Annotated in this window: 24 protein-coding genes and 1 pseudogene; 17 read left to right on the plus strand and 8 right to left on the minus strand. The window is 68.2% G+C overall.

The window, feature by feature from the left end:
• Window positions 1-96: 96 nt before the first annotated feature.
• From E3O57_RS03730 to E3O57_RS03745, 4 genes are all read left to right on the plus strand, one after another.
• Window positions 97-363 carry a flagellar FlbD family protein gene (locus tag E3O57_RS03730; RefSeq protein ID WP_103460657.1) on the plus strand — a complete coding sequence of 89 codons (267 nt, stop codon included), beginning with the start codon at window positions 97-99 and terminating at the stop codon, window positions 361-363.
• Entirely contained in the window at window positions 364-1,167 is an 804-nt protein-coding gene (locus tag E3O57_RS03735) for a motility protein A (RefSeq protein ID WP_103460656.1), read from the plus strand.
• Entirely contained in the window at window positions 1,164-2,072 is a 909-nt protein-coding gene (locus tag E3O57_RS03740; protein WP_103479132.1) for a flagellar motor protein MotB, read from the plus strand. Before E3O57_RS03735 ends, E3O57_RS03740 begins: the two co-directional genes overlap by 4 nt.
• Window positions 2,073-2,166: 94 nt before the next feature.
• Window positions 2,167-2,607, plus strand: coding sequence for a hypothetical protein (locus E3O57_RS03745; RefSeq protein WP_103479133.1), 441 nt, complete (start codon window positions 2,167-2,169; stop codon window positions 2,605-2,607).
• 81 nt (window positions 2,608-2,688) lie between these two features.
• Here E3O57_RS03745 and E3O57_RS03750 read toward each other — a convergent pair.
• Window positions 2,689-3,075 (minus strand): annotated as a pseudogene (locus E3O57_RS03750) (GNAT family N-acetyltransferase); the annotation flags it as partial.
• Window positions 3,076-3,308: 233 nt separating this feature from the next.
• Between E3O57_RS03750 and E3O57_RS03755 the strand changes: the two are divergent.
• On the plus strand, window positions 3,309-3,875 hold the full coding sequence (locus E3O57_RS03755) for a GrpB family protein (protein ID WP_165787918.1): 567 nt from the start codon (window positions 3,309-3,311) through the stop codon (window positions 3,873-3,875).
• A 49-nt stretch (window positions 3,876-3,924) separates the two neighbouring features.
• On the opposite strand, the gene E3O57_RS03760 is transcribed toward E3O57_RS03755, so the two are convergent.
• On the minus strand, window positions 3,925-4,404 hold the full coding sequence (locus E3O57_RS03760; protein WP_088456011.1) for a MarR family winged helix-turn-helix transcriptional regulator: 480 nt from the start codon (window positions 4,402-4,404) through the stop codon (window positions 3,925-3,927).
• Between the two features lie 40 nt (window positions 4,405-4,444).
• Between E3O57_RS03760 and E3O57_RS03765 the strand changes: the two genes are divergently transcribed.
• The 11 genes from E3O57_RS03765 (at window position 4,445) to csrA (ending at window position 13,991) form a co-directional block, all read left to right on the plus strand.
• Window positions 4,445-5,359, plus strand: coding sequence for an EamA family transporter (locus E3O57_RS03765; RefSeq protein WP_241983645.1), 915 nt, complete (start codon window positions 4,445-4,447; stop codon window positions 5,357-5,359).
• A gap of 32 nt (window positions 5,360-5,391) precedes the next feature.
• Window positions 5,392-6,300 carry a flagellar motor switch protein FliM gene (locus tag E3O57_RS03770; protein WP_241990291.1) on the plus strand — a complete coding sequence of 303 codons (909 nt, stop codon included), beginning with the start codon at window positions 5,392-5,394 and terminating at the stop codon, window positions 6,298-6,300.
• Complete coding sequence (gene fliN / locus E3O57_RS03775) at window positions 6,297-7,070, plus strand: flagellar motor switch protein FliN (protein WP_103460648.1); 774 nt, start codon at window positions 6,297-6,299, stop codon at window positions 7,068-7,070. The genes E3O57_RS03770 and fliN overlap by 4 nt, the downstream gene beginning before the upstream one ends.
• Window positions 7,071-7,574: a flagellar biosynthetic protein FliO gene (fliO, locus tag E3O57_RS03780; protein ID WP_103479137.1), complete on the plus strand. Its 504-nt coding sequence runs from the start codon at window positions 7,071-7,073 to the stop codon at window positions 7,572-7,574.
• Window positions 7,575-7,666: 92 nt separating this feature from the next.
• Window positions 7,667-8,467: a flagellar type III secretion system pore protein FliP gene (gene fliP, locus E3O57_RS03785; RefSeq protein WP_088457969.1), complete on the plus strand. Its 801-nt coding sequence runs from the start codon at window positions 7,667-7,669 to the stop codon at window positions 8,465-8,467.
• A complete protein-coding gene (gene fliQ / locus E3O57_RS03790; RefSeq protein ID WP_088456015.1) occupies window positions 8,467-8,742 on the plus strand; it encodes a flagellar biosynthesis protein FliQ in 276 nt (91 codons plus the stop codon). Before fliP ends, fliQ begins: the two co-directional genes overlap by 1 nt.
• A complete protein-coding gene (locus tag E3O57_RS03795; RefSeq protein WP_103479138.1) occupies window positions 8,743-9,501 on the plus strand; it encodes a flagellar biosynthetic protein FliR in 759 nt (252 codons plus the stop codon).
• On the plus strand, window positions 9,502-10,599 hold the full coding sequence (locus E3O57_RS03800; RefSeq protein WP_103460647.1) for a flagellar biosynthesis protein FlhB: 1,098 nt from the start codon (window positions 9,502-9,504) through the stop codon (window positions 10,597-10,599).
• Window positions 10,600-12,651: a flagellar biosynthesis protein FlhA gene (locus E3O57_RS03805; RefSeq protein WP_103479139.1), complete on the plus strand. Its 2,052-nt coding sequence runs from the start codon at window positions 10,600-10,602 to the stop codon at window positions 12,649-12,651.
• A complete protein-coding gene (locus E3O57_RS03810) occupies window positions 12,626-13,714 on the plus strand; it encodes a hypothetical protein (RefSeq protein ID WP_133159757.1) in 1,089 nt (362 codons plus the stop codon). Before E3O57_RS03805 ends, E3O57_RS03810 begins: the two co-directional genes overlap by 26 nt.
• Before the next feature lie 4 nt (window positions 13,715-13,718).
• Window positions 13,719-13,991 carry a carbon storage regulator CsrA gene (csrA, locus tag E3O57_RS03815; RefSeq protein ID WP_088456020.1) on the plus strand — a complete coding sequence of 91 codons (273 nt, stop codon included), beginning with the start codon at window positions 13,719-13,721 and terminating at the stop codon, window positions 13,989-13,991.
• A gap of 54 nt (window positions 13,992-14,045) precedes the next feature.
• On the opposite strand, the gene E3O57_RS03820 is transcribed toward csrA, so the two are convergent.
• The 5 genes from E3O57_RS03820 to E3O57_RS03840 form a co-directional block, all read right to left on the minus strand.
• Window positions 14,046-15,119 carry a glycosidase gene (locus E3O57_RS03820; RefSeq protein WP_103479141.1) on the minus strand — a complete coding sequence of 358 codons (1,074 nt, stop codon included), beginning with the start codon at window positions 15,117-15,119 and terminating at the stop codon, window positions 14,046-14,048.
• 2 nt (window positions 15,120-15,121) lie between these two features.
• Window positions 15,122-15,877 (minus strand): carbohydrate ABC transporter permease, encoded by a 756-nt coding sequence (locus tag E3O57_RS03825; RefSeq protein WP_103460679.1) that lies wholly within the window; start codon window positions 15,875-15,877, stop codon window positions 15,122-15,124.
• A 188-nt stretch (window positions 15,878-16,065) separates the two neighbouring features.
• A complete protein-coding gene (locus E3O57_RS03830; RefSeq protein WP_103479142.1) occupies window positions 16,066-17,037 on the minus strand; it encodes a carbohydrate ABC transporter permease in 972 nt (323 codons plus the stop codon).
• Between the two features lie 5 nt (window positions 17,038-17,042).
• On the minus strand, window positions 17,043-18,365 hold the full coding sequence (locus tag E3O57_RS03835; RefSeq protein WP_103460676.1) for an extracellular solute-binding protein: 1,323 nt from the start codon (window positions 18,363-18,365) through the stop codon (window positions 17,043-17,045).
• A gap of 80 nt (window positions 18,366-18,445) precedes the next feature.
• Window positions 18,446-19,495: a LacI family DNA-binding transcriptional regulator gene (locus tag E3O57_RS03840; protein WP_241990292.1), complete on the minus strand. Its 1,050-nt coding sequence runs from the start codon at window positions 19,493-19,495 to the stop codon at window positions 18,446-18,448.
• Between the two features lie 142 nt (window positions 19,496-19,637).
• Here E3O57_RS03840 and E3O57_RS03845 point away from each other — a divergent pair, with 142 nt between their 5' ends.
• The gene (locus E3O57_RS03845) at window positions 19,638-21,110 is read left to right on the plus strand and encodes a lipase maturation factor family protein (RefSeq protein ID WP_103479144.1); all 1,473 of its coding nucleotides are present in this window, start codon (window positions 19,638-19,640) and stop codon (window positions 21,108-21,110) included.
• A 27-nt stretch (window positions 21,111-21,137) separates the two neighbouring features.
• On the opposite strand, the gene E3O57_RS03850 is transcribed toward E3O57_RS03845, so the two are convergent.
• Window positions 21,138-21,506: an RNA-binding S4 domain-containing protein gene (locus tag E3O57_RS03850; RefSeq protein WP_103479145.1), complete on the minus strand. Its 369-nt coding sequence runs from the start codon at window positions 21,504-21,506 to the stop codon at window positions 21,138-21,140.
• Window positions 21,507-21,526 lie beyond the last annotated feature (20 nt).

The following is a 21,526-nucleotide window of genomic DNA, read 5'->3' on the forward strand; positions in this document are numbered from 1 at the left end:
CTCCGGCTCACATCGCGGCCGCTAACGCAACGCAGTGAGCAGCCGACAGTGGTTGTCGACGGCTGCTGGAGTCGTCCGGGAACCAGGGACGGGTCCATGATCGTTGTAACCAGGCTGAACGACAGTCAGTTCGCGATCAATCCCGACCTCATCGAACGCATCCACGTCAACCCCGACACCACCCTCGTGATGGTGGATGGCGCCAAGTTCATCGTCACCGAGAACCTGGCCGAGGTCATCGAGAAGATCGCGGCCTACCGGGCGCACGTGATCGGCCTGGCCTACAGCGCCGGAGATGGTTCCGCCGGCGACCCCGACACCCGACCGGACGCCGTTGTCCCCCTGCGCCCCCGGAGAATATAGATGGATCCCGCAACCCTGATCGGCATCGTGCTCGCCTTCGGCGCGCTCTTCGCGATGATCACCATCGAGGGCTCGCACATCACCGCGATCCTGCTGCCCGCCCCGATCGTGCTGGTCTTCGGCGCCACCATCGCCGTCGGCATCGCCGGCGGAACCCTGCGCGACACCGTCAAGGCCATCAAGGCGCTTCCCGGTGCCTTCCTGGGTAAGACCACCCCGCCCCAGAAGCTCATCGACCAGGTCGTCGGTCTGGCCGAGAAGGCCCGCAGCTCCGGCCTGCTCGCCCTCGAGCAGGAGGCCGACACGATCACGGACCCGTTCCTGCGCGGCGCACTGCAGAACATCGCCGACGGCACCGACGGTGATGAGCTGCGCATCCTGCTCGAAGACGAGATCGCCACTCGCACCAAGGAGAGCCGTAACGCGGCCAAATTCTTCACCACCCTCGGCGGCTATGCCCCCACGGTCGGCATCATCGGCACCGTGATCTCGCTCACCCACGTTCTCGAGAACCTCGACACCCCGTCCACCCTCGGCCCGATGATCGCCGCCGCGTTCGTTGCGACGCTCTGGGGGCTCCTGTCCGCGAACTTCCTCTGGCTGCCGATCGGCAGCCGGCTGAAGAGGCTTTCCGACATCGAGGCTGAGCGGATGATCCTGCTCATGGAGGGCGCGCTGGCCGTGCAGGCCGGCAGTCAGCCACGCCTGCTCGGCGAGCGGTTGCAGGCCATGGTTCCGATGGCATCCGCCAAGGGCGCCAAGGCCGGAAAGTCGTCGTCCAAGCCGCTCAAGAAGGCCGCGTGAGCGGACGCGGCCGGGGCCGTGGTCGCGGACTCGAGGAGGAACACGAGGAGCACGTCGACGAGCGCTGGATGGCCTCGTACATGGACATGGTCACCGTGCTGATGTGCATGTTCATCGTGCTTTTCGCCATGTCGACGGTGGACCAGGCCAAGTTCGTGCAGTTGAAGAACTCGTTGGCGACGGGCTTCGGAGCGGTGGACGTGGGCAAGGTGGACACCGCGGAGGGCATCGTGGTGCCGGCCGACCTTGTCGACACCCCGGCGGTGAACCAGGATGTCGGTCTCACCGACCTCGATCTCGCGATAGCCGAGGTCAACGACCTCACCGCGGTGCAAGCGGCCATGCAGGCGGCGCTCAGCGCGGTCGGCCTCGACGCCCTCGTGGAGTACACCATCGACGAACGCGGCCTCTCGGTGGGCCTGATCGGCTCCGAGACCTTCTTCGAACCCAACGTCGCCACCCTCAGCGGCCAGGCGGTCTCGGTGCTCGACACCATCGGCCCGGTGCTGGCCGGCAGTCAGCGCGGGGTGTCGGTGGAGGGGCACGCCGACCGGCACGGCGTGACCATCAACTACCCGACCGACTGGGAGCTCTCCAGCGCCAGGGCCACCCAGGTGCTGCGGCACCTGGTGGAGCGCACCGGGGTGGCCCAGGACCGGATCGGCGCGATCGGATACGGTTCGGCCCGGCCGGTGGACACCGGTGACGACCTGGCCGCGATGGCCCGCAACCGGAGGGTCGACGTGGTGCTGCTCTCCAATCAGCCAGACAGCGTGCGTGCCCTGATCCCGTCGGTGCTCGACGGCACGGCCGTGCCCGACGAGACGGCGCCGGCCAAGAGCGTCCCGGCCAAGAGCGGCCACAAGACGGGCAGTGACAAACCCGTGGTCAGCTCCGGCCACTGAGGTCCCGGAATCCGCCGCCGGCCGGGCAGCGTCCGCCCAGGAACAGGCTTGCCCGGATAACCTTCAATTCCAGGCTCCGTCAGGAAGGTCTTTCATGGCCAACGACAAGACCATTCTGATGACCAGTGCTGGAGTTGAAGCGCTCCTCACGCTATCCCGGTCTGAAACCACGCTCTTCCCGTCCAACACGGCGATAGTGCTCGAAGCTACGGCCATTCCTTCCGCCGCGACACGGCAATTTGATGCTGTCTACGGGCGGGCCCTCAAGCGCTATCTCGACGCAGCGGCCCGCAAGGGGATTCGCTTCGCCGGAGCGCCTCCCTTATCCGGTGCACAGGTGCTGCTGGCGGAGATTCGAGTGACACCCCCAAGAGCAATGCGGACGATCGGACGAGAGATCCAAGGCAAGGGGGGGACGGGTACGGAATGGGTGGCTCGATGGACATGGGACCTCACCGGGATTGAGTCCATCGACGGAGAGTTGCTGGTTCAGACAGCGGTCGATGCAATCACACTGCCCGTGCCCCGACGGTGAGGCTGGCAGCCGCAGCAGCACGATGGTCGAGACCCCTAGCGCGCAGCATATTCTCTCAGTGAGCACCGGTGAGACACATGTTCACAAGACGCGTCCGTAGATGACGACGTCCAGCCTGTCGGCGCCGATCGGCAACGCCTGACGAAGAACTCCCTCTCGTTCGAACCCGAGCCGTTCGGCAACGGCAGCGCTACGTCTATTACCCACCGCCGTTCGAATCTCAATGCGGCGAACAGCAACGGATTCCGCGTGCTCGATCATCCGGGCACAAGCGCGAGTCACTACCCCGCGCCCCTCTGCTTCTTCGTCGATCCAGTAGCCAAGCTCGGCAGTGTGCAGACACGCATCGATTCTCAGAGATACCGATCCGATGGCCGTGTCGCCGCGCAGGATCATCCCAGGCACTGCGGACCCTGTGGCGAACTGCTCGAGCTGGAATTGTGTATACGCCGCGGTTCCCTCTAGCGTCTGCTCGGTCTGAGCCCATGGCTCCCACTCGCGGAGGCACTCTCATGATTGATCGGGTGTCGTTTGCGGCGCCCCTGGGGCTCCTCGGTCGGGTAGTCGAACGCTTGGTGCTCGCCAACTACATGCGGAAACTGATCGAGCAGAGAAACGCGTTTCTGCAGAAGATCGTCCGTTAGGTGTCCCGTGACCGAAGTGCGTCACGACCCCTGAATTTCGAGGGCGAGAATGTCTCTATGAGCAGAATGCGCAAGCCGCGGCGTCCCGATGTCACGACCGTCGAGCTCGTCGGGGGAGCCGAGGCGCTCAAACTCCAGCTCCACCCCTATGACGAGCGCTGGGCGGGCACCTATCTGGAACACCGGCGGCGGATCAGCGACGCTCCCACGGTAGGGGAGATCGGGATCCAGCACATCGGTTCCACCTCCGTCCCCGGCCTGGCAGCGAAGCCGATCATCGACATCGTGGTCACGGTGGACGACATCACCGCTGAAGAGGACTACCTGGATGCGCTGTTGGACGCCGGATACGAACTGAGGGTCCGCGAACCGAGACATCGCCTCGTGCGCACGCCGGCACGCGACGTGCATGTGCACCTCTTCGAACACGACGATCCTGCCGTGGACGGCTACCTCCTCCTGCGTGATCATCTCCGTACCGATGCGGAAGACCGCTCCCTCTACGAGAACACCAAGAGGGAACTGCTCAGCAAACGGTGGGACGACATGAACGATTACGCCGACGCCAAGACTGAGGTCGTCATGGCTATCAAAGCGCGAGCGAGGGCAGCGCGCGGACGCTGATGCCGGGTCAGCAGGTCCGGAACGGGCCGAGGGGTTCCCGCCGGAACAGTCACTCCGAGGGGGCGAGTCGAGCCAAGAGATCAGCGAGGGTCTCCCGCTCGGTTGATGTGAACAGGGAAAGAATCCGCTCCTCGGCCGCGAGGTGATCGGGGAGAACCCTGTTCAGCAGCTCATGTCCGGGCTCCGTGAGCTGCACGAGTTTTCCTCGACCGTCATCGGAGCTGGGTTTCCGGGTGATGAATCCCGCGGCCTCCAGGCGGTTCAAACGCTGCGCTACGGCGCTGCTGGAGATCATGCTGCTTGCGGCCAGCGCTGCAGGGCTGATCCGATACGGTGCACCCTGACGCGCCAGAGTCGCCAGGACGTCGAAAGTGGCGGAATCGATGCCGTGCCTTGCAAAGGTCGCCGAAAGCCGCGCGTCCACTATCGCGGCTGCACGACTCAGACGTCCGATCACGGCCATCGGTGACGGATCCAGATCGGGTCGTTCAATGCGCCACTGCTCGATGATGTGGTCAACATGATCCATGAACTCAGCTTATAGCTAAGGACTTAGCTAGTATTGCTAAGTGCTTAGCAAACGAATGTCTCTCCTCCTGGTCACCGCTGCCGCGCCCGTGATGTGGGGCACGACGTATTACACATCGACCACTTTTCTCATTGGGGGACACCCCCTCCTCACCGCCACTCTGCGCGCGCTTCCCGCGGGTGTCGTACTGCTCGGCGTCTCGCGCCAGCTGCCACACGGGGCGTGGTGGTGGAAATCGGCCGCACTGGGCATTCTCAATATCGGTGTCTTCTTTGCGCTGCTGTTCGTTGCGGCAGAACGGTTGCCCGGCGGTGTCGCTGCGGTCGTCGGCGGCATCCAGCCGCTGCTCATCGCGGTGCTCGCATCCGGCGTGCTCTCTGAGCGCGTGGGGAGCAGAGTGCTTGTCGCCGGTGCAGGAGGGTTCGCCGGGGTCGCGCTTATCGTGTTGCGCTCTCAGGCTGGCCTCGACCCCATCGGAGTGGCCGCTGCGATCGGGGGCGCGGTCTCGATGGCGATTGGAGTGGTGCTCACCAAGAAGTGGTCTGACGGTCAGTCGCCTTTGGTCACCACCGCGTGGCAACTGCTCGCCGGCGGGCTCTTCCTTGCACTGTTGACCACCGTCCTTGAGCCCCTCCCGGCGCTCGCCCCTTCGCTGAGCAACATCGCCGGCTACACGTATCTCTCGCTCGTCGGTACTGCGCTTGCCTACCTGCTCTGGTTTCGCGGCATCAAACTGCTGCCCACCCACATCCCGGCATTCCTCGGCCTGCTCAGCCCCATCGTCGCACTGACCATCGGGCTTGCCGCCGCCAACGAGACCCTGACCTGGATCCAGGGCGCAGGCGTCGCGCTCGTTTTCGCTTCCGTCACAACGGTCGTCAGTCCTTCCCGTTGCAGCCCGACGAAGCTACGAAAGAAACGGCTTTGGCATCGGCAATTTTGCCGACGCCGCTAACATCCGTTTCCGACCGGCCGATAGTGCCAGTCGTGACGGTCCAGGAACACATCAGCACCGGCGTGCCCGGAAAACCCGCGCGGGCGGTGGAAGTCTACGACTTCAGCCGACCGACGACGCTGGCCCGTGACCACGCCAGGGTGCTGGAGCTGGCCTTCGAGACCTTCGCCCGCCAGTGGGGCACCCAGCTGACCGCCCAGGTGCGGGTGATCTCGCAGGTCACCTGCGAGCAGGTCGTGATGAGCGGCTACGACGAGTACGCGGCCTCACTGCCGGCCACGACCACCATGGTGCTCTGCACCGTCGAGGGCCTCGAAGCGCAGGCCGTCCTCCAGTTCCCGTCGGCCGCGGCGCTGTTCTGGGTCGCCCACATGCTCGGCGGCACCGGGCTGCCCGCACCGCCGGAGCGCCCCTTCACCCAAATCGAACAGGCCCTCGTTCGCCGGCTGATGGACGACGCCCTCGAGGACCTGCGTTACTCGCTCGGCGGCCTGCTCACCCTGCCCATCGCGGTCGGCGGCATCCAGTACAACTCCCAGTTCGCCCAGGCCGCGGCCACCTCCGATCTGATGATCGTGGCATCCTTCATCATCAGGGTCGGCGACAAGACCACGGCGGCGACCCTGGCCCTGCCGGCCGAGGCGCTGCTTCCCCAGCTCGGCGAGCCCGGTCCGCCGGTGTCGGCCACCCCGCCGGTGGACCTGCTGCGCGCCCAGCTCGGCTGGGTGCCCGTCGATGTCTCGCTGCGCCTGGCCCACGCGCGGGTGCTGCCGAGCGCCATCCTGGCCCTCGCCGTCGGCGACGTCCTCGCGATCCCGCATCCCACCCACCGGCCGCTCGACCTGGTGGTGGATGGCCGCACTCTCGCCCGGGCTGCCGTCGGCGCCACAGGCTCCCGCCTGGCCTGCATCATCATCGACACCGAGGAAAAGACTCCATGACGATTCATAGCCCCGCCTCCGCCCAGTCACCGTCAGCCGCCCGCGGCACCGGGGTTCTCGGCTCCGGGCTCTCCGACGGCGTCGCGGGTGCGGCTGTCGACGCCCTGCTGACGGTGCTGCCCACGCCCACCGTCCTCACCGCGGCGGCCGGTTCCGGCACCGTCGTCCTCGGCCGCGCCGGGGGAGCGGTGCACGGCGCCGTCGTCGCCTCGTTCGTGGGCGCCACCTCCGCCGACCTCGCCGTGGTGCTGGCCGATCCGGGCTCCCTCGACGCGGCGGCCGGCGCCGACGGCGGACTCGTCTCACGGGAGGACATCATCCGCCCGGCCCTCGAGCGCGCCGCGGTCGTCCTCGGCCTGGGCGTACTGGGCGACGCGCGGATCGACGATGCCACGACGCTGTTCCTCGACCCGGAGACCGTGGTCTTCGATCTCACCGGCGCCGGCGTCACCTTCGGCTGGTTCGCGATCCGCCTGCGCCAGAACGGTACGGCCGTCGCGGCCGGCGACCGCACCGTGGTCGGCAACCTCGGCCGCATCAACAGCGTCGAGATGGCGCTCACCGTTGAGATCGGCCGCACCCGGATGACGGTACGCGACGTGCTCGCCCTCGAACCCGGCGCCGTCGTCGAACTGGACCGGTCCGTCGGATCGCCCGCCGACATCCTCCTCAACGGCCGGCTGATCGCCCACGGCGAGATCGTGGTCGTCGACCAGGACTACGCGGTTCGGATCACCAAGATCCTCGACGTCGCCGAGAGCCTGACCTAGGTGGACACCGTCGTCGTCGCCCTGCGAGTGATCCTGTCCCTGGCCGTCGTGCTCGGGCTGCTCTGGGTGCTGCAACGACGCCTGAGCCGGGGCGCCGGAGCGCGCGCGAACAATGTCGTCACCGTCGTGGGCCGGCAGGGCGTCGGCCAGAAGGCATCCGTGGTGGTGGTGGATGTCGACGGCCGCCGCTTCGTGCTCGGCGTCACCGAGCAGTCGATCAACGTGCTGCACGACGCCGAGACCGACCACGGCGCCGCCCGGGCGAGCCGCCCCGTGCGGGCCGGCTCCGGCAACGATCGGTCGGCGGTGGCGTTCGCCAGGTCGCTGCACGCCGCATCCGGTGGCCCGACCCTCGTGCCGCCGGAAACCGAGATGCAGGCCGACGAGCCGCCCCTCACCTTCCGTCCGCGCAAGGACCGCAGCGCCGGCGCCCGGCTCGGCGGCTCCATCCTCTCGCCGTCGACCTGGCAACAGACCGCCGCCCTGCTCCGGCCCGGCCGGTGACCACCACGAACCACCCTCCCGGCCGGTCAGAGATCGCGGCTCACGCCGCCGCCGTGCGGGAGCGGCGCCGGCGGCTGGCCCGCGTCTTCGTCATGGTGGCGCTGGTGCTCGTCATCGTCGGTGCCCTGCAGCTCCTCGTCGCCTCGACCGGGCACGCGGCGCAGCTCACCGAGCCGATCGCGCCCACCGACCCGGCCACCCCCACACCGGCCGCCACCCCCGGCGCCGGCCTGACCGTGGAGATCAACGGTCCGAACGGGGCGCCGTCCTCGGCCATCGTGACCCTGATCGGCATCACCCTGCTATCGGTGGCGCCGGCGCTGCTGCTGATGATGACGTCGTTCACCAAGATCTTCGTGGTGCTCGCCATGACCCGCAACGCCCTCGCCCTGCCGTCGATCCCGCCGAACCAGGTGCTCGCGGGGCTGGCCCTGTTCCTGTCGCTGTTCATCATGTCGCCCATCCTCACCGACATCAACACCGACGCTCTGCAGCCCTACCTGAACGGGTCGATGACCTTCGACGACGCCGTCACGACGGGGTCGGAGCCGCTGCGCACCTTCATGCTCGCGCACACCAGGCAGGAAGACCTCGCTCTGATGGTGCGCGCGTCCGACCAGCCCAACCCGGCCAACCCCGCCGCGGTGTCGCTTCTCACCCTGATCCCCGCGTTCATGATCTCCGAGCTCCGCGCGGCGTTCATCATCGGCTTCGTGATCTTCATCCCGTTCCTGGTCATCGACCTGGTGGTGTCGGCGGCGCTGATGTCGATGGGCATGATGATGCTGCCGCCGGTGATGATCTCGCTGCCGTTCAAGATCCTGCTCTTCATCCTCGTCGACGGCTGGGGCCTGGTCATCACCACCCTGGTCAACAGTTACCGGGGTGGCTGATGGACTCCAACGCCGTTCTGGACATCGGCCTGCAGGCCATCGTCGTGTCCGCCAAGCTCTCCGCGCCCATCCTGATCACCGCTCTGGTGGTCGGCTTTGCCATCTCCCTCGTGCAGTCGATCACCCAGATTCAGGAGGTGACGCTCTCATTCGTGCCCAAGGCCATCGCGGTCTGCTTCGCCATGCTCATCTGCGGGCACTGGATGATCTCCGAGATCGTCTCGTTCACCACCAACCTGTTCGACAAGATCCCAGGCCTGATCGGCGGAGGCTAGGTGAACATCACCCTGGACGTCGCCTGGCTGGAGGCGGTGATGCTGGCCGGGGTGCGCATGGTCGTGTTCCTCGTCGTCGCGCCGCCGTTCTCGTTCAACGCGTTCCCGCTGCGCATCAAGGGCATGCTCTCGATCGGCCTGGCCCTGGCCGTGGCCCCCAGGGTGGTGCCCGGCTACGTCTCGCCGGACACCGGCGGGTTCATTCTCGCGTTGCTGCTGGAGATCGTCGTCGGCGGGGTGCTCGGCTTCCTGGTGCTCGTGGTGTTCTCCGCGATCCAGTCGGCCGGTAACCTCATCGACCAGTTCGGCGGCTTCCAGCTGGCGCAGGGCTTCGACCCGCAGTCGATGGTCAACGGCGCCCAATTCACCAGGCTCTACCAGATGACCGCGCTGGCGCTCCTGTTCGCTTCCGGCGGCTATCAGCTGATCTTGGGCGGTCTGGCCCGCTCGTTCGCCGCGCTGCCCGTCGGCGGCGGCATCGACCTCGCCGTGCCGATGCAGGCGATCACCGCCGCCGTCGGCCAGATGCTGCTCGCTTCGGTGCAGATCGCCGGCCCGCTCATCGTGGTGCTGTTCCTCGCCGACGCGGGCCTCGGCCTCCTCACCCGGGTGGCCCCAGCGCTCAACGCCTTCGCGCTCGGCTTCCCGCTCAAGATCCTGATCACCCTCACCCTCGGCGCCGCCGGGTTCATGGCCCTGCCCGGCATCGTCGCCTCCCTCACCGACGACGCCGTCGCCGGCATGTGGGGGGTGGGCTAGATGAGCGACTCCGGCGAACGCACCGAACAGGCCACCGAGAAGCGGATGCGGGAGGTGCGCTCCAAGGGCCAGTTGGCCCGCTCGCAGGATCTCACCGCCTGGGTCGGCATCGGCGCGGCCGCGGTGATGATGCCGATGACCATCGAGGCCGGTGCCGCGGCCGGTCGGGCGCAGCTGTTCGACATCCGCGCCGTGGCCGAGAACCCCGACCCCGAGCGGGCCCTGCAGCTGCTCGGCGAGGGGCTGGGCGCCATGGGCGGCATCCTCACGCCAATGCTCGCCGTGGTCTGCGTGGCGGTGCTGGCGGGATCTGTCGCGCAGGGCGGCATCCACGTGAAGAAGATCGCCGGAAAGTACGATCAGTTCAACCCGGTCACCGGGCTCGCCCGCACCTTCGGCACCCAGGCGCTCTGGCAGGGCGTGAAGGCCCTGCTCAAGACCATCGTCGTCGGCGTGGTGCTCCTGTCGGTGATCCAGGGCCTGACCCCGGTGCTGATGACCGCGGGCGGCCTGCCGGTGAACGTGCTGATCGGCGCGGCTGGGGACGGCACCGCCGCGCTGGTGCAGTCGGCGGTGATCGCCGGGCTCGTGCTGGCCGCCGCCGACGTGATGGTCGTGATGCGGCGGAACCGCAAGCGCACCCGGATGACCAAGAAGGAGGTCACCGACGAGCACAAGAGCTCAGAAGGTGACCCGATGATCCGCTCGCAGCGTCGTGCCCGCCAGCTGGCGATGAGCCGCAACCGCATGATCGCCGCCGTAGCCACCGCCGACGTCGTGCTGATCAACCCCACCCACTTCGCCGTCGCGCTCCGGTACGAGCCCGGCAAGTCCGCACCCCGGGTCGTCGCCAAGGGCGCCGGGGTGATCGCCGCCCGCATCCGCGAGCAGGCCGAGACCGACACCGTACCCATCGTCAGGGACATCCCGCTCACCCGGGCGCTGCACGGTGCCTGCGAACTCGGCCAGGAGATCCCGGTCGAGCTGTACAACGCCGTGGCCCGGGTGCTCGCATTCGTCCTGGCCCTCAAGACGCGCGGCTCCCGGGCCGGCGTGCACACCATGACCCAACCCTTTCGTTCCTCGGAGGCCACCTAAGTGAACAGCACGCTCGCAAAACTCGCCGTTCCCATCGGGGTGGTCGGCATCATCCTGCTGCTGGTGGTGCCCATCCCCGCCGGGCTGCTCGACGTTCTCATCATCGTGAACATCCTGCTCGCCCTGGTGACCCTGCTCACCACCATGTTCGTCAAGAAGCCGCTGGACTTCTCGGTGTTCCCGTCGCTGTTGCTGGTGGCCACCCTGTTCAGGCTCGGCCTCAACGTGGCGTCCACCCGGCTGGTGCTGGGCGAGGGCTACGCCGGCCAGGTGATCGCCTCGTTCGGCCATGTCGCCGTCGGCGGGTCCATCATCATCGGTGCCGTGATCTTCCTGATCCTGGTGGTCATCCAGTTCGTCGTGGTCACCAAGGGCGCCGAACGCGTCGCCGAGGTGGGCGCCCGGTTCACCCTCGACGCCATGCCCGGCAAGCAGATGGCCATCGACGCCGACCTCAACGCCGGCCTGATCACCGATGTGCAGGCCAAGGACCGGCGCGCAGAGGTGTCCGCCGAGGCCGACTTCTACGGCGCCATGGACGGCGCCTCCAAGTTCGTCAAGGGTGACGCCATCGCCGGCCTGATCATCATCATCATCAACCTGATCGGCGGCATCGCGATCGGCATGCTGCAGCGCGGCATGGAGGTCGGCGACGCGCTGAACACCTACGCCCTGCTCACCATCGGCGACGGCCTGGTCACCCAGATCCCCGCCCTGCTGATGGCCGTCTCCACCGGCATGATCGTCACCCGCTCCAACGCCGAATCCGACATCGGCGCCACGGCATCGGCCCAGCTCACCCAGTCCCGCACCGCCCTGATGATCGCCGGCGCCGCCGCGATCCTGATGGCGCTGATCCCGGGCATGCCCATCATCCCGTTCATCATCGTCGGCGCCGGGCTGATCGTCATCTCCCAGCGCATCAAAGGCAACGAGGCCAAGGCCAGGGCCGGAGCCGCCGCGGCGGCGGCCGTGGAAAGCCTCGCGCCCCGGTCGGACACCGCCGAAGACCTCATCGAGCAGATGCGCGTGCACGCCCTGGAGATCCAACTCGCCCCCGACCTCGTCGACCTGGTCTCCGGGGCCTCCGACGATCTGCTCGCCCGGGTGCGGGCACTTCGCCGCAAGGTCGCGATCGACCTGGGCATGGTGGTGCCGCCGGTGCGCACGAGGGACAACATCGACCTGCCGCCGTCCACCTACGCCATCCGCATCGCCGGCGTCGAGGCCGGCCGCGGCATCGCCCCGGCCGGCAAGGTGCTCGCGCTCGGCGACAACCTGGAGTCCCTGCCCGGCACAGCGACAGTCGAGCCGGTGTTCGGCCTGGTCGGCAAGTGGGTGCCGGGCGAGATGCGGCCCCGCGCCGAAATGGTCGGCGCCACCGTCATCGACAGGGTCTCGGTGCTCGTGACGCACCTGTCGTCCATCATCACCGGCAACGCCGCCCGGCTGCTCACCCGCGAAGACGTGCGGGTGCTCACGGATGGCGTCCGCCAGGTCAGCCCGTCGGCCGTCGACGACCTGATCCCCGGCCTGCTGTCCCTCGCCGAGGTGCAGCGGGTGCTGCAGGGGCTGCTCGCCGAGCAGATCCCGATCAACGACCTGCCCCGCATCTACGAGGCCCTGTCGGTGCGGGCCAAGGTGTCCGGCGATCCCGAGGGCCTCATCGAGGCGGCCAGGCAGGCCCTCGGTCCTGCGCTCACCGCGCTGTACCTGGACGGCGCGGTGCTCCGGGTGATCATGATCGAACCCGGGCTGGAGCAGTCCATGCTCGAGGGCATGCGCCCCAGCGACCAGGGCAGCCAGATCCTGCTCGACCCGGTTCGGATCGACGCGATCCTCGGTTCGCTCCGCACGGCCATGGCCACCGTCGAGGCGAGCGGCCTCACGGCAGTGCTGGTCTGCGCGCCGGCACTGCGACCGGCCATTCGCCGCCTGGTGTCCGCCCAGGCCAGCGGCCTGCCGGTGTTGTCCTACGAGGAGGTCACCTCCGCGCGGGTCGCGATCGAGACCGTGGGGGTGGTCCGTGGAACCGAGACGATTGCGGCTTGAGGGCGCCACCCTGCCCGAGCTGCAGGCCCGGGTGGTCGCCGAGCATGGCGACGGTGCCCGCATCATCGCGGCCGAGCAGGTCACCGTGGGCGGCATCCGCGGTTTCTTCGCCAAACGCCACATCGAGGTGACCGTTGAGGTGCCCGCAGACGACCCCGCAGACATCCTCGTGGCGGTCCCCTCGGGGCGCCGGCGCGCAGCACACATCCGCGACGAGCTCAGCACCCGGCTCGGCATCGCGGCACTGCTCGACGACGCGGATGATGCCGAGTCGTTGTTGCACGGCGACCGGGCACCAGGGCCGACCTTCGGTGGCACCTTGAGCGGCGCCGCTTCGAACAGCCCCGCTTCGACCGGCCCCGCTTCGACCAGCGCCGCCCCGGCCCGTCGCCGCGCCCGCCAAGCCGCAGCGTCACCGGATGTCGTGTCGACGGATACGCCAGACTTCGCCCGGCTGATGGACGAGTTGACCTTTGCGACGTCCCCCGCCCGGGCCGCCCAGCCTGTGGCTGTGCCGACGCCGGTGCCCTGGGCTGCCGTGGCGCCGACCGACGCCGCGGCGGCCGCCGCACCCCAGGATTCGGTGAAACTCACCCCGGGGGCGCCGCGGATCCTGGCCGGCCCCGGCGACCTGGTACTGCTCATCGGGCTGCACGACGATGTCCTCGAGGCCGCCCGGCTGATCTCCAACGGACCCACGGCACCGATCTTCGACGGCACCGACCACGCCATGACCGACCGGCGGTCGGCCCTCGCCGCGCGGGCCAGGGGAGTAGAGCGAGGCCGCGGCATCCTCGTGGTCCAGGGCCTGCCCGCCGGTCCCGTGGCCGCGCTGGGGGCCGACCAGGTCTGGGCCGTGGTGCACGCCGGCCGCAAGCCCTCGGACACCGCCCGTTGGGTGCGGGATGCCGGAGCCGACGTCAGCATCGACGGCATCGCGGTGCTCGGCATCGAGACCACCGCCACCCCGGGAACCGTGCGGGAACTGGGCCTGCCGATCGGCTGGCTCGCCCCTGCGCCGGCGGCGACCGCCGGGCCGTCTGACCCGTTCGCGATAGGCTGAGCGGATGCTGGTTCTCACGCGCAAACAGGGGGAAAAGATCCTCATCGGTGACGACATCGTCATCACCGTGCTCGACGTCCGCGGCGACAGCATCCGCCTGGGCGTAGACGCCCCGCGGGGCATCTCGATCCAGCGCGCCGAGATTCTCAAGGCCGTCACCGAGGCCAACCTCGAGGCCAACCTCGCCGCGGACCGGGACGACCAGGTCGCGGCCGACCAGCTCAAGTCGAGCCTGGGCCTGCTCCCCGCCGCCCCGCCGCCGCCAGCCCAGCCCTAGCCCTCGCCCGAGCACTCCGGCCCGAACCGAACCGCCAACTGTTGCTCGCGGGGCCTACTCGGCGGCGCGGCGGTCGAGCCTGGCCACGCCGATCTTCGAGTCGGCCATGCCGTAGAACACGAACAGCTGCCCGTCGATCTCCTCGATCGCGGTGGGGAACACCACGTTCGGCACGATGCCGCTGGTCTCGTCGGCGGTCTCGGCCTTCAGCAACGGTTCGCTCGTGCGGCTGAGCACGATCGTGGGGTCATCGGCGTCCAGGATCATGCCCCCGGCGGCGTAGTTCACCTTCTGCTGCTGGTCGAACGCCTTCGCGAGGATGCCGGTGACGCCGTGGTGCAGCAGCAGCCAGCCCTCCGGCACCCGCAGTGGCGCGGGGCCGCCGCCGATCTTGAGCTCCTCGAAGGCGAACTCGGGTCCGGCCAGAAACCGGTGCCCGCGCCAGAAGGTCAGAGCCGCGACATCCGCCACCGCGTCGGCGACGGGCACGTAGCTGATCCAGATGCTCTGCCGCTGGTCGGTGACGCCGGCCGGCACCCGGATACCCTCACCGGGCTTGGTCTCGTCCAGGTCCCACATCGGCCGGTGCAGCACCGCGAAGCTCTCCACGCCGTCCGGTGCGGTGACGGGCTCGGGAAAGAACACGGTGTCCTTGTTGTGGAACAGGTTCAGGTCCATGTCCAGGGCCTCGTCGTAGGCGAACAGGGCCGGGCCCAGCCTCCGCCACTCGCGCAAATCCTCCGACACGGCCACCGCGGTGCGCGGGCCCAGCGGGCCGTAGGCGACGTAGGTCATCACGTGCAGGCCAAGCCGTGGCACGAAGGTGACCCTGGGGTCCTCGACGCCGGCGTTGTTCGCCCCGCGCTCCCAGCCTCGGTCGGGGGCGAGGACCACGCCCTCCCGCTCGACGCCGGTGGGCACGCTGTTCTCGATGATGACCCGGGCCAGGCCCACCCTGGAGACGTTGCCAGCGGCCACGAGCCGGGGGAGCAGGTACAGGGTGCCGTCCGGGGTGTGCCCGCTGCCGGGGTTGAGAACACCTTCGGCCTCGAGTTCGTTGCCGTCCTCCGGCGTCATGATGACGCCCATCCGGGTAAGGGTGTACGGGAAGGGTGCTGGTGCGCTCATGACTAACCTTTCACGCCCGAGCCGATGTCGCTCGAGACGAAGTGCTTTTGGAAGATGATGAAGAGGAGGACCATGGGGGCGGCCAGCACGCAGGCGCCGGCGAGGACGGCGCCGATCGGGTTCGCCGCGGTGCCCGCGATGTTGGTGAGGTAGTTCGCCAGCGAGACCGCGAGTGGTTGCAGCGAGGCTTCCTTGGTGATCAGGAACGGCCAGAGGAATTCGTTCCACGGGCCGATGAAGGTCAGCAGCACCACGGTCAGCAGCGCCGGCCGCACGAGCGGGAGCGCGATACTCCACAGGATCTTCAGCTCGCCGGCGCCGTCGATCCGGGCGGCGTCGAAGAGGGCCTTCGGCACCTGCAGGAAATACTGCCGGAACACGAGTACCGCCGTCGAGTTGATCGCGAACGGAAGGATCATGCCCGCGTAGGTGTCGGCCAGCCCGTAGTCCCTGGCGATCATCACGTAGAGCGGGATCATCAGCAGCTGGAAGGGAATCACCTGCACGAGCAGCATCAGCCCGAAGGTGACGCCGCGTCCGCGCCACTCCAGCTGCGCCAGGGCGTAGCCGACCAGCACACCGAACACGACGGTGCACAGGATGACGCCCCCGGCGAAGATCCCGGAGTTGACCAGTCCCTGGAACAGATTGATGCGGCTGTTGATGTCGACGTAGTTCTGGCCGGTGATGTTCCCCGGGTTGGGGAATGCCCCGGCGATGGTCGGGTCGGGTGCTGTCTGCAGGGAGCCGATCACCATGTAATAGAACGGGAACAGGAACAGCAGGGCGCCGCTGGACAGGACCACGTACCGCAGGATGTTCTGCCCCCTGCTCAAGCCGTCGACCTTGCGGACGCGGGGGCGTCCGGTTCCTCCACGCATGTTTTTCGCCTTAGCGGGGTCTGCTCCGGCGAGGTCCGCTGCGACCGCCGGATTCTGTGCGTTGCTCATGAGTCGTCCCCTCCGGCCAGCTTGCGTTGGGCGAATGCCAGGATGAGCACGCCGATCACGAGGATGACCCCGATTGCGGCGGCAATTCCCGGCTCGCCCTGTTCGATGCCACGCTGGTACATGATCAGCACGGGCGACGACGAGGCCCCGTTCGGGCCACCGCCGCCGGTGAGCAGGTACGGCTCCGTGAAGAGGTTCGCGCCGGTGACCGTGGCCAGGAGCAGGACCAGCACGGTCGCAGGCCGCACGCCCGGCACGGTGATCGAGAAGAACATGCGGATCTTGCCCGCACCGTCCGTGGCCGCGGCCTCGTACAGCTCGTCGGAGACGTTCTGCAGGGCGGCCAGGTAGAGCAGGATGAAGAAACCCATCTGCTTCCAGGTGACGAAGATTGCGATCGTTGGCATCGCCAGGAGCGGGTTGATCAGCCAGGTCGGTTCAGGCGCCAGCGGACCGAGGATCTGGTTGACCAGGCCATTGCTGTTGAACAGGAACAGCCAGACGACGACGACGGCGACGCTGGCCGTCACGTACGGCACGTAGAAGGACACCCGCAAGAACGTACGGGCATGCACGACCTTGTTCAGCGCCGTGGCGAGCACCAGTGACAGCACCACGGTGAGGGGCACGTTGATCAGCAGGAATATGGCGACGTTGCCGAACGAGCGGATGATGGCCGGGTCGGTCAGCACCTCCTGGAAATTCGCCAGCCCGACGAACGGTCGGTCCACTACGGCGCCGGGAGCGGCGAAGAAATAGTCGTGGAACGACATGTAAAAGGCGAAGACCAACGGGTAGGCGAAGACCAGGAGCACGAAGAGCAGATAGGGGGCGCTGAGCAGGAGCCCGAGGGGATTCCTTCCCAGCGGCTGGCGCCGACGGCCCCGGCGGGGGCCCCCGCCGCCAGGCCGTGCGGGCCTGGCGGCGGGGCTCGGGGTGACGCTCCCGGAGGAGACGGTCGAGGACATCAGACTTACGGCTCCGCGATCAGTTCATTGACCTTGTCTGCCGCGGCGTCGAACGCCTCGGTGACGTCGCCCTCACCGCTGATGACCGTCTTCGTCCAGGCATCCCGGAAGGCCTGCCAGGCGGCGACGGAGTTCGGCACCTGCGGCACCTCGACCGTGCGTGACGCCTGGTCACCGAACTGCTCGTAGGCCGGGTTCGCCGCGAAGTAGTCCGGGTAGACCTCGGGGAGGTCCTGGCGCAGGGGCATCTGGCCGGTCAGCTCGAGCAGCTGGCCGTCCTGCTCCTCGCTGGTGGCGAATTTCAGCACATCCCAGGCCGTGGCCTGGTTCTCGCAGGCCGTGAACATACCGACGTTCTTCGCGTCACTGAAGGTGTACGCGTCCTCAGGGGCGACGCCGGAGCTGGTGGGGAAGGGAACGGCGCCCCAGTTCACGACATCCTTGTAGACGGACACCGCCCACGGTCCCGCGCTGGCCATGGCGGCCACGCCGTCCGCGAACGAGTCACCTGTGTACTTTTCCTTGCCGGCGAGGTTCTCGGTGTATACGGTCTTCCAGAATTCGCCGACCGCGACACCCTCGTCCGAGTTGAAGGTGGCTTCGCCGTCTTCGACGAACAAGGTGCCACCGGTCTCGTTCCCGTAGGCCGGGTAGAAGTCGAACCAGCTCTGGAAGAACTCGCTCGTCGCCGACGGGTTGATGGCGTACTGCGACACGCCGGCGGAGACCAGGGTGCGCGCGGTGGCCAGGAACTCGTCGTAGGTGGACAGCTCGGGGTTCTCCGGGTCCAGCCCCGCCGCGGCGAAGAGGTCCTTGTTGTAGAACAACATCACCGGGTTGGATTTCCACGGCATCTGGTAGAACTTGCCGTCCTCGCTCGTGTACTGCTCGGCCAGGTCGCCGGTGCGTTCCTCGATGTAGGAGTCGCCGTCCTCGAAGCTGCTGAGGTCGACCAGACCGCCCTGCTTGACGAACTGCGGCACCGCGACCGGGGCGGTGTTGAAGATCAGGCAGGGCGCATTGCCGGCGGTGATGGCGGCGCCGATGACCTCCTCGCTGCTCTTGCCAGCCGGGATCTCCTGGGCCTTGACCTGCTCGTCGGGATTGTCGGCGTTCCAGGCGTCGACCATCGCCTTGCCCCATTTGACTTCGTTCTCGTTGTTCGAGTACCAGATGGTGATGTCGCCGCGTTCCGTGGCCGAACCGGAGTCGCCGCCGCTGGAACAGGCGCCCAGGGTGACGATCATGGCCGCTGAGGTGGCGGCGGCGGCCAAGAGTCGCCGGGTTGCTCGCGCACTGCGGTGCGGTCTTGTGGTGCTGCTGTGCATTTCCTTCTCCATTCATGAATCCGCTGCGGCTCTGCTGCGGCATGGTGTGTAGTTGACAAGGCTCTGTGCAGGTGGGACGACTAGCCGGGTGCCGGGACGGACGCCGAGCCCCGGATGATCAGCCGGGCGGCGGGGAGGTCGACGTCGTCGGCGCTTCCGGTCCGGATGAGCCCGAGGAGCGTGGCGGCGGCCGCGCGGCCCCAGACCAGGGGAGTGGCGCCGACGGTGGTGAGCGCCGGGTACACGTACCGTGCGAATTCGATGTCGTCGAACCCGGTGATCGACACATCCTCCGGCACCCTGATGCCGAGTTCCTGGGCCACCCCGATGCCGGCGATGGCCATCGGGTCGTTGGCGAAGACGATGGCGGTGGGCGGTTCGGGCTGACTGAGCAGCCGCCGTGCGGCGTCGGCGCCGGCGGCGATCGAGAAGTCGGTCTCCACGATCTGGCCGTCCCCGAGACCGGCCGCGCGCATGGCGCTGGTGAAGGCCTCCTGCCGCCGGCTGCCGTGCAGCATGGCGGGGCTGCCGGCGACGTGGGCTATGCGCCGGTGGCCGAGACCGGCCAGGTGGCGCACGGATTCCGCGATGCCGTGGGTGTCGTCGATCGACACGGCGGGGAACGGGCTGGGCTGGTCAGGCCGGCCGAGGGTGACCGTGGGCAGCCCGAGGTCGGCCAGGCACTGGATGCGCGCATCGTCGATGCGCAGGTCGCTGAGGAACACCCCGTCGACACGGCCGTCCGAGACCAGGGTGCGGTAGGTCTGCAGCTCGGTCTCCTCGTCGGGCACGACGCTGAGCACCAGCGCGAGTCCCTCCGGGGCGAGAACCGTTTCGACACCGGCGATGAAGGAGGTGAAGAACGGGTCAGACCCGAGCACCTCCGGGTCACGGGCGATGACCAGGCCGAGCGCGAAAGACCGCTTCGACGAGAGCGACCTGGCGCGCAGCGACGGTGTCCAGCCGAGGGCTTCGGCCACCTGGAGGATCCTGGCCCGCGTGTCGGCCGCGACGCCGGGCCGGTCATTGAGCGCGAACGAGACGAGGCCCTTGCTGACCCCGGCCTCCCTGGCCACATCGGCAATGGTCACCTTTGCGGAGCTCTTGACCGAATCCTGGGTGGACTGCACGGGGCCTCCTCGTTGATGGCGACCGGGCCGCATCCTCGGATGCCTGAACCGGTTTAGGGCAAACCTATACCGGTTTAGTCGGCGAAGTCAAGCACTTCTCACATTGAGGCAGCGGCCGCCCGAGCCTAGGGTGAACTGCACCATGGACTGGTTCGGAACCGGGGACTACGACATCGCACGCGAGGTGTTGCAACGGGGGATCGCCGCCATCTTCCTGGTCGCGTTCGCCTCGGCCTTGGCCCAGTTCCCGGCCCTCCTGGGTGACAACGGGCTGCTGCCGGTGCGCGATTTTGTCGCGCGGGTGCCGTTCGGCCGTAGCCCGAGCCTGTTCCACTGGCGCTACTCCGACCGGCTCTGTCGCCTGGTCGCCTGGTCGGGGATCGTCCTGGCCGCTGCCGTTGTGCTGGGTCTGCCGCAGCTCGGCCCGGCCTGGCTGGTGATGATCGTGTTCCTGCTGCTCTTCGCCGGCTACCTGTCGATCGTGAACGTGGGGCAGACCTTCTACGGGTTCGGCTGGGAGAGTCTCCTGGTCGAGGCCGGTTTCGTCGTGGCGTTCCTGGGCTCTGCCGACGTCGCCACGCCGCTGCCCGTCCTGTACTTCCTGCGCTGGCTGGTGTTCAGGCTGGAGTTCGGTGCCGGCATGATCAAACTGCGTGGCGGGCGGGAATGGCGTGACCTCACGGCGCTGTTCTATCACCACGAGACTCAGCCGATGCCCAACCCGGTGAGCTGGTTCGTGCACCACCTGCCCAGGTGGTTCCATCGCGGCGAGGTGCTCGCCAACCACACCGTGCAGCTCATTGCCCCGTTCCTGCTGTTCGCTCCGCAGCCCGTGGCCTCGGTTGCGGCGGGCGTCATCGTGCTCAGCCAGCTGTGGTTGGTGCTCACCGGCAATTTCGCCTGGCTGAACTGGATCACCATCGTGCTGGCCGCCGCGGCGGTCGATGACGCTGCCTTCCGGTGGGTCGGCGGGCTGTTCGTTCCGGCCCTGCGCGCGCCGGGGTCGGCGGCCGCGGCGGGGGAGCAGCCGGCTTGGTTCGTGGTTGTGGTGCTCGCCGTGACCCTCGGCCTGGTGGTGCTCAGCTACTGGCCGGCCCGCAACCTGCTGCGCCGCCGGCAGCTCATGAACGCGAGCTTCAACCCGTTCCACTTGGTGAACGCTTACGGTGCGTTCGGCACCGTCACAAAGGAGCGGTTCGAGGTGGTCGTCGAGGGCAGCGATTCCGCCGACCCGCGGGACCCCACGGCCTGGCGGGCCTACGAGTTCCGCGGCAAGCCCGGTGACGTGACCCGGGTGCCAGGGCAATTCGCGCCGTACCACCTGCGGCTGGACTGGCTGATGTGGTTCCTGGCCCTCGGGTCACGCGAGTCCCGGTGGTTCGAGGTGTTCCTGGCCCGGTTGTTGCAGGGCGACCGCGCCACCCTGCGGATGCTCGCGCACAATCCGTTCGCCGCGGCGCCGCCGCGCTATGTGCGTGCCCGGGTGTTCCTGTACAGGTTCAGCACGCCGGCCGAACGCCGGGCCGAACACGTGTGGTGGGTGCGCAGTGAGGTGGGCACCCTGGTGCCGCCCGTACGGCTGCCGGCCGACACCGAGGACCGCAGCGCGTCGTGACCCGGCCTGGCTGGGCGTCCCGGCCGGTCAGTGCCCGCGCAGCTCCTCGATCTCGCGGCGCTCACGCTTGGTGGGCCGGCCGGCGCCGCGGTCGCGCATCGGCACCAGGGCCAGCTCCTCGCGCGGTGGCGGTGGCGGCGTGTTGTCCACGAAACACTCGGCGGCCACGCTCGGACCCACCCGCTTGACGATGATCCGCGACACCACGAGAACCCTGTCGAAGCCGTTGGCCCGGATCCGCACCTCGTCGCCGGGCTTGATGGACTGGGCGGACTTGGCCCGGTCCCCGTTCACCCGAACGTGCCCGGCCCGGCAGGCTGCAGTGGCCTGCGAGCGGGTCTTGTACATCCGCACCGCCCAGGCCCAGCTGTCCACCCGTGCACTGCTCAACTCCATGCCTAGACTCTACGCGGGCC

The sequence above is a fragment of the Cryobacterium sp. TMN-39-2 genome, assembly GCF_004402745.1.
In the GTDB taxonomy this organism is placed as follows: Bacteria; Actinomycetota; Actinomycetes; order Actinomycetales; family Microbacteriaceae; genus Cryobacterium; species Cryobacterium zongtaii.